13 protein-coding genes are annotated in these 14,974 nt (G+C 75.3%); 7 read left to right on the top strand and 6 right to left on the bottom strand.

Going from position 1 to position 14,974, the window contains the following annotated elements:
• Position 1: 1 nt before the first annotated feature.
• Both FHS37_RS18815 and FHS37_RS18810 read right to left on the bottom strand, forming a co-directional pair.
• Positions 2–556: a tripartite tricarboxylate transporter TctB family protein gene (locus tag FHS37_RS18815; protein WP_184822669.1), complete on the bottom strand. Its 555-nt coding sequence runs from the start codon at positions 554–556 to the stop codon at positions 2–4.
• Complete coding sequence (locus FHS37_RS18810) at positions 553–1,536, bottom strand: Bug family tripartite tricarboxylate transporter substrate binding protein (protein WP_184823241.1); 984 nt, start codon at positions 1,534–1,536, stop codon at positions 553–555. The genes FHS37_RS18815 and FHS37_RS18810 overlap by 4 nt, the downstream gene beginning before the upstream one ends.
• A 321-nt stretch (positions 1,537–1,857) precedes the next feature.
• Between FHS37_RS18810 and FHS37_RS18805 the strand changes: the two genes are divergently transcribed.
• From FHS37_RS18805 to FHS37_RS18790, 4 genes are all read left to right on the top strand, one after another.
• Positions 1,858–2,625 (top strand): response regulator, encoded by a 768-nt coding sequence (locus tag FHS37_RS18805; RefSeq protein WP_184822667.1) that lies wholly within the window; start codon positions 1,858–1,860, stop codon positions 2,623–2,625.
• Positions 2,626–2,832: 207 nt separating this feature from the next.
• Positions 2,833–3,948 (top strand): Gfo/Idh/MocA family protein, encoded by a 1,116-nt coding sequence (locus tag FHS37_RS18800; protein WP_184822665.1) that lies wholly within the window; start codon positions 2,833–2,835, stop codon positions 3,946–3,948.
• Positions 3,945–4,871: a DUF6807 domain-containing protein gene (locus tag FHS37_RS18795; protein WP_184822663.1), complete on the top strand. Its 927-nt coding sequence runs from the start codon at positions 3,945–3,947 to the stop codon at positions 4,869–4,871. The genes FHS37_RS18800 and FHS37_RS18795 overlap by 4 nt, the downstream gene beginning before the upstream one ends.
• Positions 4,865–5,620 (top strand): cupin domain-containing protein, encoded by a 756-nt coding sequence (locus FHS37_RS18790; protein ID WP_184822661.1) that lies wholly within the window; start codon positions 4,865–4,867, stop codon positions 5,618–5,620. The genes FHS37_RS18795 and FHS37_RS18790 overlap by 7 nt, the downstream gene beginning before the upstream one ends.
• A gap of 238 nt (positions 5,621–5,858) precedes the next feature.
• On the opposite strand, the gene FHS37_RS18785 is transcribed toward FHS37_RS18790, so the two are convergent.
• Complete coding sequence (locus FHS37_RS18785) at positions 5,859–6,530, bottom strand: phosphatase PAP2 family protein (RefSeq protein ID WP_184822659.1); 672 nt, start codon at positions 6,528–6,530, stop codon at positions 5,859–5,861.
• Between the two features lie 1,053 nt (positions 6,531–7,583).
• On the opposite strand from FHS37_RS18785, the gene FHS37_RS18780 reads away from it, so the two are divergent.
• On the top strand, positions 7,584–8,585 hold the full coding sequence (locus FHS37_RS18780) for a DUF8832 domain-containing protein (RefSeq protein WP_184822657.1): 1,002 nt from the start codon (positions 7,584–7,586) through the stop codon (positions 8,583–8,585).
• Between the two features lie 3 nt (positions 8,586–8,588).
• Here the strand turns inward: FHS37_RS18780 and FHS37_RS18775 are convergent, their stop codons facing one another.
• Both FHS37_RS18775 and FHS37_RS18770 read right to left on the bottom strand, forming a co-directional pair.
• Positions 8,589–10,424: a glycoside hydrolase family 15 protein gene (locus FHS37_RS18775; protein ID WP_184822656.1), complete on the bottom strand. Its 1,836-nt coding sequence runs from the start codon at positions 10,422–10,424 to the stop codon at positions 8,589–8,591.
• A 679-nt stretch (positions 10,425–11,103) separates the two neighbouring features.
• Positions 11,104–11,883, bottom strand: a complete 780-nt coding sequence (locus tag FHS37_RS18770) for a DeoR/GlpR family DNA-binding transcription regulator (RefSeq protein WP_184822654.1) — start codon at positions 11,881–11,883, stop codon at positions 11,104–11,106.
• Between the two features lie 133 nt (positions 11,884–12,016).
• Between FHS37_RS18770 and FHS37_RS18765 the strand changes: the two genes are divergently transcribed.
• Both FHS37_RS18765 and FHS37_RS18760 read left to right on the top strand, forming a co-directional pair.
• Positions 12,017–12,898: an SIS domain-containing protein gene (locus tag FHS37_RS18765; RefSeq protein WP_184822652.1), complete on the top strand. Its 882-nt coding sequence runs from the start codon at positions 12,017–12,019 to the stop codon at positions 12,896–12,898.
• A 21-nt stretch (positions 12,899–12,919) separates the two neighbouring features.
• Positions 12,920–13,786: a class II fructose-bisphosphate aldolase gene (locus FHS37_RS18760; protein WP_184822650.1), complete on the top strand. Its 867-nt coding sequence runs from the start codon at positions 12,920–12,922 to the stop codon at positions 13,784–13,786.
• Positions 13,787–13,802: 16 nt separating this feature from the next.
• Here FHS37_RS18760 and FHS37_RS18755 read toward each other — a convergent pair whose 3' ends face one another.
• Positions 13,803–14,936, bottom strand: a complete 1,134-nt coding sequence (locus FHS37_RS18755) for a methyltransferase (RefSeq protein ID WP_184822648.1) — start codon at positions 14,934–14,936, stop codon at positions 13,803–13,805.
• Positions 14,937–14,974: the final 38 nt, after the last annotated feature.

Genomic DNA, 14,974 nt, shown 5'->3' with positions numbered 1-14,974 from the left:
GTCACAGCACTCCCATCAGCGGACCGCCGGGCAGCGGCACTCCGAGCAGCTTGTCGAACACGGCGTAGGTGACGAGGGAGACCACCGCCGCGATGAGCGGATCGCGGTCGAACCGGCGGCTGCCCAGCGCGAACGCCGCACCCCAGAAGAGGAGCGCGCCCGCGGCGGGGAAACCGAGCGGGTCGATGAGGACGGCCGCGCCGAGGAACACCCCGGCCAGCAGCAGCACCGTGCGCCAGTCGGCGGGTTCGGACAGGTCGACGTCCTCGCCGGTCTCGGCCTGCCCCCGGCCGCCGCGCAGCACGTCGAGAGCGAGCAGGGCGGCGACGACGAGCAGTCCCGCGCCGACGACGACCGGCACGGTCCGGGGTCCCACGGGGCCGCGCTGGGTGATGTCGACGTCCATGGTGAGGGCGTCGGCCAGGACGAGCACGCCCAGCACCGACAGCAGGACGCACACGCCGAGTTCGGAGTGGTCGCGGAGCCAGGAGCGCCGTCCGGCGGCGGGCGCGGGGGAGGGGGAGGCGGGGGAGGGGTCGGTGGTCGGTGTCGTCACAGTCCCAGCTCCTTCAGCACCGAGACCACGCGCTCGTCCTCGGCGTCCAGGAACGCGCCGAACTCCTCGCCGGTCAGGAAGGCGTCGTCCCAGCCGTTGCGCTTCAGCGACTCCCGCCACTCGTCCGAGGCGTGCAACTCCTGCACCAGGCTCACGAGCTTGCGGCGCTCGGTGTCGGACAGGCCGGGCGGGGCGACGATGCCGCGCCAGTTGGTGAAGCTCACGTCGTAGCCCGCCTCCCGGAGCGTGGGCGCGTCGAGCCCGGGGACGCGCTCGGGACCGGTGACCGCGAGCAGGCGCAGCTCGCCCGCCTTGATCTGGTCGAGGTACTCGCCGACGCCGGAGACGCCGAAGGCGACCTTGCCGCCGAGGATCGAGGCGAGCAGTTCGCCGCCGCCGTCGAACGGGATGTAGTTGACCTGCTTCGGGGAGATCCCGGCGGCCCGTGCCATCAGCATCGGCGCGAGGTGGTCGGGCCCGCCGGGGGAGGATCCGCCGCCCACCGGGAGCTTGCCGGGGTTCTCCTTCCAGGCGCCGATCAGGTCGTCGATCGTCCGGTACGGGGAGTCCTTCCCGACCACGATGACGTCCTGCTCCTCGGTGAGCCGGGCGATCGGGGTGGTGTCCGCGAGGGTCCTGGGCGCGTCGTTGGAGCGCACGGCGCCGACCACGCCGAGGCCCATCGACATGGCGAGCTTGCCGTTGCCGTGTTCGCTCACCAGCCGGCTCAGGCCCACGGTGCCGCCGGCACCGGGCAGGTTGAACACCTCGATGCCGGGGGTGAGCCCGGCGTCCTCGGCGTTCTTCGCGGCCGTGCGGGCCGTGATGTCGTAGCCGCCGCCGGGCGTGTTGGGAACCATGAAGCGCAGGCCCGGGATCCGGGTGCCGGTGTCGGCGCCGCTGCCGGTCGTGAGCAGCGGCGGGCCCACGAGCACGAGCACGGCGGCTCCGAGCAGGGCGAGGGGGGTGCGCAGGCGCACGAGTGCCACCACCTGTCGGTCGTCGTCTGGGGAATGGCGCGAAGCCCTGTGGGGGAGGGTGACGCGGGCCACATGGTGCCCGGGCGTCGCCGGGCTGTCCCGCTTGCGCAACCAAAGGAGGTTGTGGTCTTTGCGTCAACGGGTGCTCCGGGCCCCCTCGCCGGCCCCTCGTGGCGCACGTCTCTTTCCTGCGGCCGCAGGTGAGGGCCATGATGGGCGGCTCCGGCGCCCACGCCGCACACCGTCGCGCCGGTCGGGGGCGACGGTCACCGAAGGACCGCCGGCCACCTCGTCGACGCGGTGGCGGAAGGAGCAAGGCCGATGACCAGCAGGCGGGGCGAGCACCCCACGCCCACGACCGCCGACCCGATCGACGTGCTCGTGGTCGACGACGACTTCAGGGTGGCCCGGGTGCACCGCGCCTACGTCGAACGCCTCGAACCGTTCCGGGTCGTCGGCGTGGCCGGCACCGGTGAGCAGGCCCTCGCCGCCGTGGACGAACTCCGTCCCGACCTGGTCCTGCTCGACCTCTACCTGCCGGACCTCTTCGGCCTCGACGTCATCCCCCGGCTGCGCACCGCGGGGCACGACTGCGACGTGATGGTCATCAGCGCCGCCCGGGAGGCGGACGCGGTGCGCGGCGCGGTCCGGCACGGGGTCGTCGACTACCTGCTCAAGCCGTTCGAGTTCGAGGACCTGCGGGGTCGCCTGGAGCGCTACGCCGTCCAGCGGGGCCGGCTGCTCGAGACGGTCGTCCGCGGCCAGGCCGACGTCGACCGCGTCCTGGCCGGGGCGGCGGCTCCCGCGTCCCCCCTGCTGCCCAAGGGCATGAGCGCGGAGACCGCCGAGCTGATCGAGCGCACCCTGCGCGAGGCCGAGGGCACCCTGTCGGCCACCGAGTGCGCCCGGTTGACCGGAGTCTCCCGGGTCAGCGCCCGCCGGTACCTGGAGTACTTCCACACCGCCGGCTGTGCGGAGGTGTCGCTGCGGTACGGAGCGGCGGGACGGCCGGAACGCCGGTACCGGTTCCTCGGCCAGGGCGGCGGGCGGTCCGGCGGGCTGCGCTCGGGCGGCGGGGCCCGGGCGTAGACACCGGGGCGCGGACAGCGGATCCGGGATCCCGGGCAACAGATGCCGGACACCGGGCAGCGGGCCCGGAGACCGGTTCGCGGATGTCGGTCCGCGCGTCCTCGGCAGGGTGCGCGGGGTTGTCCCGTCCCCTGCCCGGGCCTAGGGTCGACGGCTGGAGAAAGCGCTTTCCGAGCGTGTGCCCGCCGATCCTCCCAGGAGCGCCGCATGACCTTGTCCCCCGTCCGCCGCCGTGTCGCCGTGATCGGCACCGGCGCCATCGTCACCGGTGGTCACCTGCCCGCGCTGCGCGCCCACGCCGACCGCACCGAACTGGTGGCCGCCGTCGACGTGGACCGAGGGCGCCTCGACGCCTTCCGCACCGCGGCGGGAGAACACGTCGCCGGCTTCACCTCGGTGGGCGCGATGCTGGACGCCGTGCGCCCCGACCTGGTGCTGATCGGGACCCCGCCGTCGCTGCACCGGGAGCAGACGGTGGCCGCGCTCAAGGCGGGCGCCTGGGTGCTGTGCGAGAAGCCGCTGTGCCTGTCGCTCGCCGAGTACGACGAGATCGCGGCCGCCGAGGAGGCGTCGGGGGCGTACGCGTCCGTGGTCTTCCAGCACCGCTACGGATCCGGTGCCGGGCACGCCCGTGAACTGATCGCGAGCGGCGAACTGGGCGCCCCGCTGGTCGCGCACTGCCAGACCACCTGGCACCGGGACGCCGCCTACTACGCCGTGCCCTGGCGCGGGCGGTGGGCCACCGAGGGCGGCGGGCCGACGATGGGGCACGGCATCCACCAGTACGACCTGCTGCTGCACCTGCTCGGCGAGTGGGAGGAGGTGCGGGCGATGGCGGCCCGCCTGGTCCACGACACCGAGAGCGAGGACGTCTCCACCGCTCTGGTGCGCTTTCGCAGCGGCGCGCTGGCGACCGTCGTCAACAGCGTGCTCTCGCCGGACGAGGTGAGCCGCATCCGCGTCGACTGCGCCGACGCGACGGTCGAACTCACCCACCTCTACGGGCACGGCAACGACGACTGGTCCTACACCCCGGCCCGGCACGTCCCCGCCGAGCGCGCCGCCGCCTGGCGCGCCCCGGCACCCGACGTCCCCAGCTCGCACACGGCCCAGCTGGGAGCCTTCCTCGACGCCTACGACACCGGGGAGAGGCCCCCGGGCAGCGGACGACAGGCCCGGAGCACCCTGGAGTTCGCCGCCGCCCTGTACAAGGCGGCGTTCACCGGACGGCCGGTGCGGGCCGGTGAGATCGCCCCCGGCGACCCCTTCCACGCGGCCATGCACGGCGGTCACCCCGACTGGGCGCCCGAGGAGCGGGCATGAGCATCCGCGTCACCCACACCCACGGCGAGGCCGTCACGGTCACGGCCGCGGGCGGTACGGAGATCCTGCGCTACGTCTACCGCCCCGACCCCGAACCGTTCGAGTCCCGCAAGCCGTACGCCCATCCGGTGCGCACCCTGGCCGGCCGCACGGTGACCGGGTACCGCCCGAACGACCACCGCTGGCACAAGGGACTGCAGATGACGGCCAGTCATCTGTCCGGGCAGAACTTCTGGGGCGGCAACTCCTACGTGCACGGCCGGGGTTACCTCGCGCTGCCCGAACGCGTCGGTTCGATGCGACACGAGGGCTTCTCCGCGTTCACCGCCGGGGACGACCGCCTCGACTGCACCGAGGACCTCACCTGGGTCGCGAACGGCGGCGCCGAGTGGGCCCGGGAGGAGCGGGGCCTGAGCGTCCACTCGGTCGACGAGGAGGCCGGCGCCTGGGTGCTGGACTGGTCGATCCGGCTCACCAACCTCCGTGACACGGCGCTGGAGTTCGGCTCGCCGACCACCGCCGGCCGGGAGATGGCCGGCTACACCGGACTCCAGTGGCGCGGCCCGCGCGACTTCACCGGCGGCACGGTCCTCGCCCCGGACTCCGACGCGGGCGCGGCGGACCTCATGGGCACGCAGGGCCCGTGGCTCGCCTTCACCGCCGAACACGACGAGTACGACGGCCACTCCACGCTCGTCTTCGCGCACGCGCCGGAGAACCTCGACGAGCGGACCGCCGTCCACGCGTCGCACTGGTTCGTCCGCGCGGAGCCGATCCCGTCGGTCGCGTTCTCCTGGGCGTTCTTCGAGGAGTTCGCGCTGCCGCCGGGCGGGTCCTTCGCCTACCGCTACCGGATCGTCGTGGCGGACGGAGCCTGGGACCGGGACCGGGTGAGCGCCCACCTGAAGGGCGTGCCGTGGTGAGCGGGCCCGTGTTCGGCGCCCCGCTGCCCGGCGCGGTCGGGCTGTCGCACCTGAGCCCCTACGACTGGGAGGCCGCCGACGGGCTGTGCGGCGGCAGCCCGCACCTGCACCTGGTGTGCACGGAGGCGTACGTCGTCACCGGCGGCCGCGGCGCCGTGCAGACGCTGAGCCCCGACGGCCACCGGGACATCCCGCTGCGGCCGGGCACGGTCGCCTGGTTCACGCCCGGCACGGTGCACCGGATGGTGCAGGGCGACGGCCTGCGGACCACCGTGCTGATGCAGAACAGCGGACTGCCCGAGGCCGGGGACGCCGTCTTCACCTTCCCGCCCGAGGTGCTGGCCGACCCCGGCCGCTACGCCGCCGCGGCGGCACTCCCGCCCGGCACCGGACCGGAGACGGAGGCGGCCGCGCGGCGCCGCCGGGACCTCGCCGTCGAGGGCTACCTCGGCCTGCGCGAGGCGCTCGTCGCCGGGGACGCCGGCCCCTACCGGGAGTTCCAGCGGGCCGCCGCCCGGCTGGTGCGCGACCGGGTGCCGGTGTGGCGGGAACTGTGGCGGGCCGGGGCGCTGGCCGCCGCCGAACGCACGGGCGCCCACCTGGACGCGCTGGCCGCCGGCGACCCCGCCCACCTGGGCGAGGCGACGGCGTACCGGGCGGAACCCAGCCGCCTCGGCGGGTTCGGCATGTGCGGACGGCGGGACGAGTACGCGCTGCCGGGAGCCACGGTGCCGTACGACGGAGCGTGACGCACGGCCGCCGCGCGGGCCCCGGCGGCGCCCGTCGTCCGGCGGCCGTGCGGGGTTCGGGGGCCGTGCGGGGTTCGGGGGCAGCGTCGTCCGGCGCCCGCTACGGCTGCGGAACGCCGCGGGGCAGGGCTGCCCGGCATCCGCGGGTCCCGGCCGTGCCTCACGGCCGCCGGGCGCCGGTCCGCGTCGGGGCCGCCGGCCGGAGGCGGCCGTCACGGCCGCCGGTCACCGCCGCCGGTCACCGCCGCCGGGCCCGCAGCGCCCGGCCGGGTCCGTACGAGGCGGGGAAGCGGGACGCCGCCACGGCGAGGGCGGTGGCGGCGCTGGCGATGCCGAGGACCGCGCCGGCGGCCACGTCACCGGGGTAGTGCACGCCCGTGTGGACGCGGGAGTAGCCGACCGCGCCCGCCAGCGCGCCGAGCGGCACCGAAGCGGCGGGCAGCACCGTCCCGACGGCGGTGGCGAACGCGACCGCCGAGGCGGTGTGCCCGGACGGGAAGGACGCCGACGTCGGCATCGGCACGTGCCGGTCCACGGTCACCCGGGCCGCCTCCCGGTCCGGCCGGGCCCGGCGGACCAGGCGCTTGCCCAGCAGGTTGGCCGACGCCGAGGCCACCGCGACGGCCCCGACGCCGACGAGCGCCGCCCGGCGCGGCCGCGGTCCGCCCAGGGCGAGGGCCCCGGCGACGGCGAACGAGATCTTGGAGTGGTCGGCCGCGTGGGAGAGCCGGCGCAGTGCCCGGTCGAGGGTCGGCGTGGGCGTGGCGGCCACCGCCGCGTACAGGGCGCCGTCCACGGCCCTGAGGTCGCCGAGCACGGCCGAGGCGACTCTGCGCAGTCCGTCGGCGGGCGGTACGGGCTCCGTGAGCGGACGGGTGACGTCCTGGTCGGTGCTGGTCGGCTCGCTCATCTCGTCTCTCCCGCGGTGGCATCGTGGAACAGGGCCCGCGGACGGGGCCGCGCCTGGTGGTTCCCGCACGGTGGGGCGGGAACCACCACAGGTGCCCACGGTACGCACGCCCCACACGAGGGCACCGCCCGCCCCACCCGGAAGGCGCGCGGGCGCAGGGAGGTGCCGGCACGGGGACGGGGGAGAAGGCCGTGGCCGCACCGGCGGTCGTCGGATCGAGGACCCGTCCGCCGCGAGCGGCAGCGCGACGCCGTCGTGGGCGGAGCACCGGAACGGGTCGGACCGGCCGGTGCCGAGGGCGCGGCGGGCGCACCGGAGGGCGCCCGCCGCACCCGCAGGCGGCCCCGGACGAGGGCCGGGCCGTCGGCCCCGACCGCCACATCGGTGCCGACGCCCGAGGCCGGCCCGGCCCCGGCCCGGCCCCGGCCCGGCCCCGGCCCGGCCCCGGCCCGGCCCCGGCCCGGCCCCGGGCCGGCCGTGGGCGGGCGTGGCGGCGTCGTCGCCCCCGTCGCCGGCCACGGCGCCCGGACGGCCCTCCGCCGGGAGCCGCTCGACCCCGTCCCCAGCGTCCCGCGGCAGCACCCCGGTGCTGACGCCCTCCGGCGCGGGGCCGACCGCGCGGGCGACGGACCGCCTCGGCCGCGTCCCCGGCCCGAGCGGGTCCCGCGGCACCCGAAGGGCCCGCCCCGCCGGCAGCCGCTCCCGCCCCGCGAGCACCGCGCGAGCGTCCGCGGCACCCCGGACACCGAGCCCGGTGACGTTCGCGGAGTCCTCCGGTGCGGGCGGCGCGCCCCCCCTCCTCCGGCGCGCCCGCCGGTCCTGTCGAGGACCACGGTGCCGGCCACCGGCGCGCTCGGGGCGCCGTCCTCCGGCCGGGCCTCTTCCCGGTCCACCGGCTCATGGGGTATCCGTCCCGAGTTTCACGCATACCCCTGCCCCGTATGCCGCACACGCGCGCCGACAGCTTGACTTGGTACCCCCAGGGGGTATGGTGAGCTGCATGGAAGCCGGTCCGAGCGGGCCGGAGGCCCCGTTTTCCGAGGAGAGACGGTCATGCACACCGGACTGAAGATCACCGCGTTCGCCGCCGCCCTGGCCGCCACCTTCGGCACGGCCTACGGCGTCGGCCAGGGCCTCGACCCGGTCGTCGCGGACCGCCCGCCCGCGCACGACGAGCGGCACGCCCCGCCGCCGCCGGCGGCGGCCGAGGGGGCCGGCGGCCACGCCGGGCACGAGACCACCCCCGCCGGCGGGCTCCAGATCTCCGAGAACGGCTACACCCTCGACCTGAGGACCCCGCACGTCACCGCCGGAGACCGCGCCGACCTGCGCTTCACCGTCCGGGACGACGAGGGCCGCCCGGTCACCGAGTACCGCCGCGAGCACGACAAGGAACTCCACCTCATCGTGGCCTCACGCGACCTGCTCACCTACCGCCACCTGCACCCGACCCGCGCCGCGGACGGCACCTGGTCCACCCCCGTCGAGCTGCCCCACGCCGGCGGCTACCGGGTCTTCGCCGACTTCACCCCGGCGAAGGAGGGCGCGCGCAACCTCACCCTCGGCGCGGACCTCGCCGCGTCCGGCCCCTACCGCCCGCAGGAACTGCCGCACCCCGCCGGCACGGCACAGGTCGACGGCTACGAGGTCGAACTGACCGGGGCGCTGCGCCCGGGCCGGGCGGGCGAACTGCGCCTGACCGTCTCCCGCGACGGCAAGCCCGTCACCGACCTCCAGCCCTACCTCGGCGCCTACGGCCACCTGGTCGCCCTGCGCTCCGGAGACCTCGCCTACCTGCACGTCCACCCCCACGGCGAACCCGGCGACGGCACGACCGAGCCCGGTCCGACGGTCTCGTTCACGGCCACGGCACCCAGCAGCGGCACCTACCGGCTGTTCCTGGACTTCAAGCACGACGGAGTCGTCCGCACGGCGGCGTTCACGGTCCGGGCCGGAGCGGAGGCGGGCACGCGGGCACCGGACGACGGCACGCCCGCAGACCCGGCGCCCTCCGGCGACGACGCGCCGGCGCACCCGGACGGCCACGGCCACTGAGCCTCAGCCCAGGGCGCGGTCCAGATTGAACGCGGCGCTGATCAGGGAGAGGTGCGTGAACGCCTGCGGGAAGTTGCCCTGTTGCTCCCCGGTGTGGCTGATCTCCTCGGCGTACAGGCCGAGATGGTTGGCGTAGGTGAGCATCTTCTCGAAGGCGAGGCGCGCCTCGTCGAGCCGTCCGGCCCGGGTCAGCGCCTCGACGTACCAGAACGAGCAGATGGAGAACGTCCCCTCGTCGCCGCGCAGTCCGTCCGGGCTCGCCTGCGGGTCGTAGCGGTAGACCAGCGAGTCCGACACCAGGTCCTCGGTGAGGGAGTCGAGCGTGGACAGCCACTTCGGGTCGGTCGGCGCGATGAACTTCGACAGCGGCATCATCAGCAGCGCCGCGTCCAGCACGTCCCCGCCCTCGTACTGGACGAAGGTCCGGCGCGTCGCGGACCAGCCACGGCTCATGATCCGCCGGTAGACGGTGTCACGGACCGTCTGCCAGCGGGCCAGGTCGGCGGGCAGGCCGCGCCGGTTCGCCATGCGGATGCCCCGCTCGATCGCCACCCAGCACATCAGCCGCGAGTACAGGAAGTCCCTGCGCCCGCCGCGGGTCTCCCAGATCCCCTCGTCGGGCTGGTCCCAGTGCGCGCACACCCAGTCCACCAGCGCGCACACGTGGTCCCACTGCTCGCTGGAGACAGGCTCGGCCCACTTGTCGTACAGGTAGATCGAGTCGATCAGCGCCCCGTAGATGTCGAGCTGCAGCTGATCGGCCGCGGCGTTGCCGACGCGGACCGGTGCGGAGCCCTGATGCCCCTCCAGGTGGCCGAGTTCGCGCTCGGGCAGGTCGGTGCGGCCGTCGATGCCGTACATGATCTGCAGCGGGCCGGACGGCTTGGCGTCACCCGGGCTGATGTGCCGGGACACGAACCCCATGAACGCCTCGGCCTCCTCGGTGAAGCCCAGCCGCAGCAGCGCGTACACGCAGAACGCCGCGTCGCGCACCCACACGTACCGGTAGTCCCAGTTGCGTTCCCCGCCGAGCTCCTCGGGCAGGCTCGTGGTCGGTGCCGCCACGATCGCCCCGGTCGGCGCGTAGGTGAGCAGCTTCAGGGTGAGGGCGGAGCGGTGCACCATCTCCCGCCAGCGGCCACGGTAGCGCGAGGCGGAGAGCCACCGCCTCCAGTACCGCACCGTCGCGCCGAACTGCCTCTCCGCCTCCCCGCACTCGCACCGGCTCGGGGACACGTCGCCGCCGATCTGGTCCAGGGCGAACACCGCCGTCTCGCCCTCGGCCAGTTTGAAGTCGGCCCGCACGTCCGCTCCGTCGGCCTCCATCGGGACGGTCGCGGTGAGCGCGAGGGCCTGATCGCGGGAGTCGAAGACCGCGGTGTCGCCGGTCAGCCGCAGGGTGTGCGGCCGGGTGCCGTACGCGAACCGCGGTGCCACCCGCGTCCGGAACGGGAGGGAACCGCGCACGCACAGCACCCGCCGGATCAGCCGGTGGCGCTCCTCCTCGGTCGCCTCCCCGGCGATGGGCATGAAGTCCTGCACCTCGCCGAGCCCCTCCTCGGTGAAGAACCGGGTGATCAGGACGTTGGTGTCGGGGAAGTAGAACTGCTTGGTGCGGGCCGGCACGGCCGCCGCCAGTTCGAAGCACCCGCCGCGCTCCGCGTCCAGGACGGCGGCGAAGACGCTCGGCGCGTCGAAGGCCGGACAGCAGTACCAGTCGATGGTGCCGTCGGTGCCCACCAGGGCCACGGTGCGCAGATCGCCGATCAGACCGTGGTCGGCGATCGGCACGTACCGCCGTGCCCCGAACGTGTCCCGCTCCCCGGTCGTCCCGTCCATCGCAGCCTCCCTGGCCGGCCCGGCACGCCTCACCTGCCAGCTTAGGGCCTCTCCACGAGGTCAGCCCGCGCTCGCCGGTGGAGGACGGCCGGCCGCCCGGGGCGGCCGGCCCGGGACGTGCCCGGTCCCGCACCGGCCCCTCGGGAGTGCGGATGGGCCCGGCGAGCGGGGGAGGGGCGCGGTGTCGGACGGGTCCGCACCGAGCGGTCCCCGGGAGGTCGGGCCCCGCCGGCTCCCCGGCAGGCCCGGCAGCGGAGGGGCGGGCCGCGTCCGCCCCGGCCGGTCTCCGCCGGGCCGACGGGTGGCGGTCGAGGCGGGGAGGAGCGGCATCGCCGACGCCCCCGGATTCCGCGGGCGCTTCCGCCGCGAGGTCGAGCCGGCGATGAGGGCCGGCGGCCGCCGGACCGCCGCCGTGGTGGAGGCGGACCCGGACGCCCCCGAGCCGCGGATCGCGAGCGAGTACGTCCCCGGGCCCTCCCCGCACGGCGGGATCGCCGACGACGGCCCGATCCCGGCGGCCGGGGGACGCGACCTCGGAGCCGGGCCGGCGGAGGCGCCGGCCCCCGTCCGCGCGCGGGCACTCGGCGCCTTGGCCCGGCCGGGCGTCCACCAGCCGCATCCCGAGGCCTCAGGCGGAACCGTCCTACGGCCCTCCACCCGTCGGCCCCCTGAACGCGGCTCAGACCACGACGACCCGCACCCCCGCCTCCTCGAACCGGCGCACCGTCTCGGCAGCCGCCGCCGAGTCCGTCACGAGCGTGCCCACCGACTCGGTCGCGCAGATCCGGGCGAACGCCCGCCGGCCCAGCTTGCTGGAGTCGGCGGCCACGACCACCCGCTCGGCCCGCTCGCACAGCAGCCGGTTGATCGCCGCCTCCGCCTCGTCGTGGGCCGCGGCCCCGTGCGCGACGTCGAAGGCGACGACGCCGAGCACCGCCACGTCGAGGGTGATCTGATCCAGCACCCCGTCCGCGAGCGGCCCGATGAGCTCGTACGACTGGGCCCGCGCCACCCCGCCGGTCACCACGATCTTGAACTGCGGCCGTACGGCGAGCTCATTGGCGATGTTGAGCGCGTTCGTCACCACGGTCAGCGCGGGCGACCCGGAGCCGAGGTCGCCGCGCACGGCCAGCGCCCGCGCCACCTCCGTGGTGGTCGTGCCGCCGGTCAGCCCGACCGCCTCGCCCGGCGCGACGAGGTCCGCCACCGCCTTCGCGATGCGCTGCTTCTCCGGGGCGCGGCGCGCGGTCTTGTAGCGCAGCGGCAGCTCGTACGACACCCCGTGCACGACCGCGCCGCCCCGGGTGCGCACCAGCATCTGCTGCTCGGCGAGCTGGTCGAAGTCGCGCCGGATCGTCGCGGCCGACACCGACAGCTCGGCGGCCACCTCCTCGACGTCCAGCCGGCCGCGCTCGACGAGCAGCTCCAGCAGCGTCTTCCAGCGGGCGTCCCGCGACATCCGCCCTCCCGTTCCCGGCCGTTCCCCGTCCTCCGGCGACCCTAACGCACCCGCCCTCCGCTCGAATGCTTGATTCTGCGCGAAACCTCGCTCTATGTTGCAACAACAATCATCGAGTGGTCGGGGGTGCGACATGACCCATGTCGAGGACGAACTGAACAGCCAGCCCGAGTGCTGGAACCGCGCCGCGGCACAGGCCGCGGAGCACGCCCCGGCGCTGCCGGCGCCCGGTGAGCGGGTCGCGGTCATCGGCTGCGGCACCTCGTACTTCATGGCGCAGGCGATCGCGGTCCTGCGCGAGGCGGCGGGCCGGGGCGAGACCGACGCCTTCGCCGCCTCGGAGTTCCCGCACGGGCGCGCCTACGACCGGGTCGTCGCCCTGACCCGCTCCGGAACCACCACCGAAGTCCTGGACCTGCTCGAGAAGTTGAAGGGCACCACCCGCACCACCGCGGTCACCGCCGACCCGGCCACCCCCGTGATGTCACTGGCCGACGAGCCGGTCGTCCTCGACTACGCGGACGAACGCTCCGTCGTCCAGACCCGGTTCGCGACCACCGCCCTCACCCTGCTCCGCGCCCATCTGGGCCTGCACACCGGAGCGGTCGTCGAGGACGCCCGGACGGCCCTGACGACACCCCTGCCCGAAGGACTCGTGGACTGCTCCCAGTTCACCTTCCTCGGCCGCGGCTGGACCGTCGGCCTGGCCAACGAGGCCGGGCTGAAGATGCGCGAGGCCGCACTGGCCTGGACGGAGGCCTACCCGGCGATGGAGTACCGGCACGGCCCCATCAGCGTCACCACACGGGGCACGGCCACCTGGATGTTCGGGACGGCCCCGGACGGCCTGGCCCGACAGGTCCGGGGCACCGGCGGACTGTGGGTCGGGGGCACCCTCGACCCGCTCGCCGAACTCGTCCGCGCCCAGCGCCTCGCGGTCGCCGTCGCCGCGGCCCGCGGCCTCGACCCGGACCGCCCCCGCCACCTCACCCGCTCGGTCATCCTCGCGCCCTGACACCGTCGGAAAGGACGGGCCGTGCCCCTCACGACCACCGGCGAACTCGTCACCCGCGCCACCGCGGACCGCTCGGCGATCGCCTCGTTCAACGTCATCACCCTCGAACACGTCGAGGCCGTCATCGCCGGCGCGGAATCGGTGCCCGCCCCCGTCGTGCTCCAGGTCAGCGAGAACGCCGTCAAGTTCCGCTACGGCCGCCTGCTGCCGCTGGCCCGCGCCGCCGTCGCCGCCGCCGAACGCGCCGCCGTCCCCGTCGCCCTGCACCTCGACCACGTCCGGAGCGACGCCCTGCTCCGCCAGGCGCCGGACGCCGGCTTCGGCTCCGTGATGTACGACGCGGCCCGGCTGCCCTACGCCGAGAACCTCGCCGCGACCCGGGCCGCCGTCGACTGGGCCCACGCCCACGGCCTCTGGATCGAGGCGGAGCTGGGACAGATCGGCGGCAAGGACGGACAGCCCCCGCTGGACGCCCACGCCCCCGGCGCCCGCACCGACCCCGAGCAGGCCCGCGCCTTCGTCGCCGGCTCCGGCGTGGACGCGCTGGCCGTCGCCGTCGGCACCACCCACGCCATGACCACCCGCACGGCAGCCCTCGACCACGCCCTCCTCAAACGCCTGAGCGCCGCCCTCGACGTCCCCCTCGTCCTGCACGGCTCCTCGGGCCTGCCCGACGACGAACTCGCCGCGGCGGTCACGGGCGGCATCGCCAAGGTCAACGTCGGCACGGCCCTGAACATCGCCATGACCGGCGCGATCAGGGAGTTCCTCGCCGCCCACCCCGAGGCGGTCGACTCCCGCGGCTACCTGACGGTGGGCCGGGAGGCGATGACCCGGACGGTGGCGGCGATCATCGGGGCGCTCGGCCCGGTCCCCGCGGCGCCCTGAGCGGACCGCCGGCCGGCTAGCGTTTCACGGCCCTCAGCACCACGAACTTCGGGTCGGACGCCACCACTTCGCTGTTCCCGAACAGCCGCCGCAGCTTCACGTGGTACCCCAGGTGCCGGTTGCCGATCACCCACAGTTCGCCGCCCCGGCGCAGGGTGCGCCGGGCGCCGGTGAACATGCGCCAGGCCGTGGTGTCGGTGGTCGCCTGGTGGGAGTGGAAGGGCGGGTTGTTGAGCACCAGGTCGACGCTGCCGGCCGGTACGCCCGCCAGGCCGTCGCCGACCCGGAACTCCGCGTGCCCGGGGACGTCGTTCGCCCGGTAGGTGGCCTGGGCGGACGCCACCGCCTGGAAGGACTCGTCCACGAACAGCACCTCGGCCCGCGGATCGGCCAGCGCCGCCGCCGTACCGACGACGCCGTTGCCGCAGCCCAGGTCCACCACCCGGCCGCCGCTCCGGCCGGCGGGCAGGTGCTTCAGGAAGAAGCGGGTGCCGATGTCGAGGCGGTCGGCGCAGAAGACGCCCGCGTGGTTGACGACGGTCCGGCCGGAGACCGGGCCGACGTCCCCGGGCAGGGTGTAGCGGTACGGCCACGGACTGGCGGGCCGCTCCAGCGCGGGATCCGGCGTGCAGAAGATCAACCGGGCCTTCTTCTCGGCGAGCGAGGTGCGGGTCGGGCCGAGGATCCGCTCGAAGAGGTCCAGCGTCGAGGTGTGGATCTCCTTCACCATGCCGGTGCCGACGACGACCGTGCCCCCGTGCACCGCGGGCGCCAGCCGCAGCAGCTGGTCCTCCAGCAGCGCCAGGCTCTTCGGCACGCGCACCAGCAGCACGTCGATCCGGCCCGGCGGGGGGTCCTGCGTGGTGAGCAGCCGGACCGCGCCCGGCTCGACGCCGTTGCGGGCCAGGTTCGCGCGGGTCGCCTCCTGCCCGAGCCAGGAGTCGGTGATCTGCGTCGGCCGGTGCTCCGCGAGCGCCGTGACCAGCGCCCCCCAGCGGTCACCGAGGACCACGACCGTGCCGGACAGCGGGACCTCCCGCTCGGCGAGGTGCCTGAGCAGATACGCGTCGGAGGCGTCCCAGGCACGCAGCCTCTCGCGCGGGTCCTCGGGGAAGCGGGCCAGCACCGGCTCGCCCCACGGAGTCGTCATACGGTCGTTCATCGTGCGACCAGGCTAGCCGAGCCGCA

This window comes from Streptomyces griseomycini (assembly GCF_014203535.1).
GTDB classification, from domain to species: Bacteria; Actinomycetota; Actinomycetes; order Streptomycetales; family Streptomycetaceae; genus Streptomyces; species Streptomyces griseomycini.
This window is presented reverse-complemented; position numbering and strand designations above follow the sequence as displayed.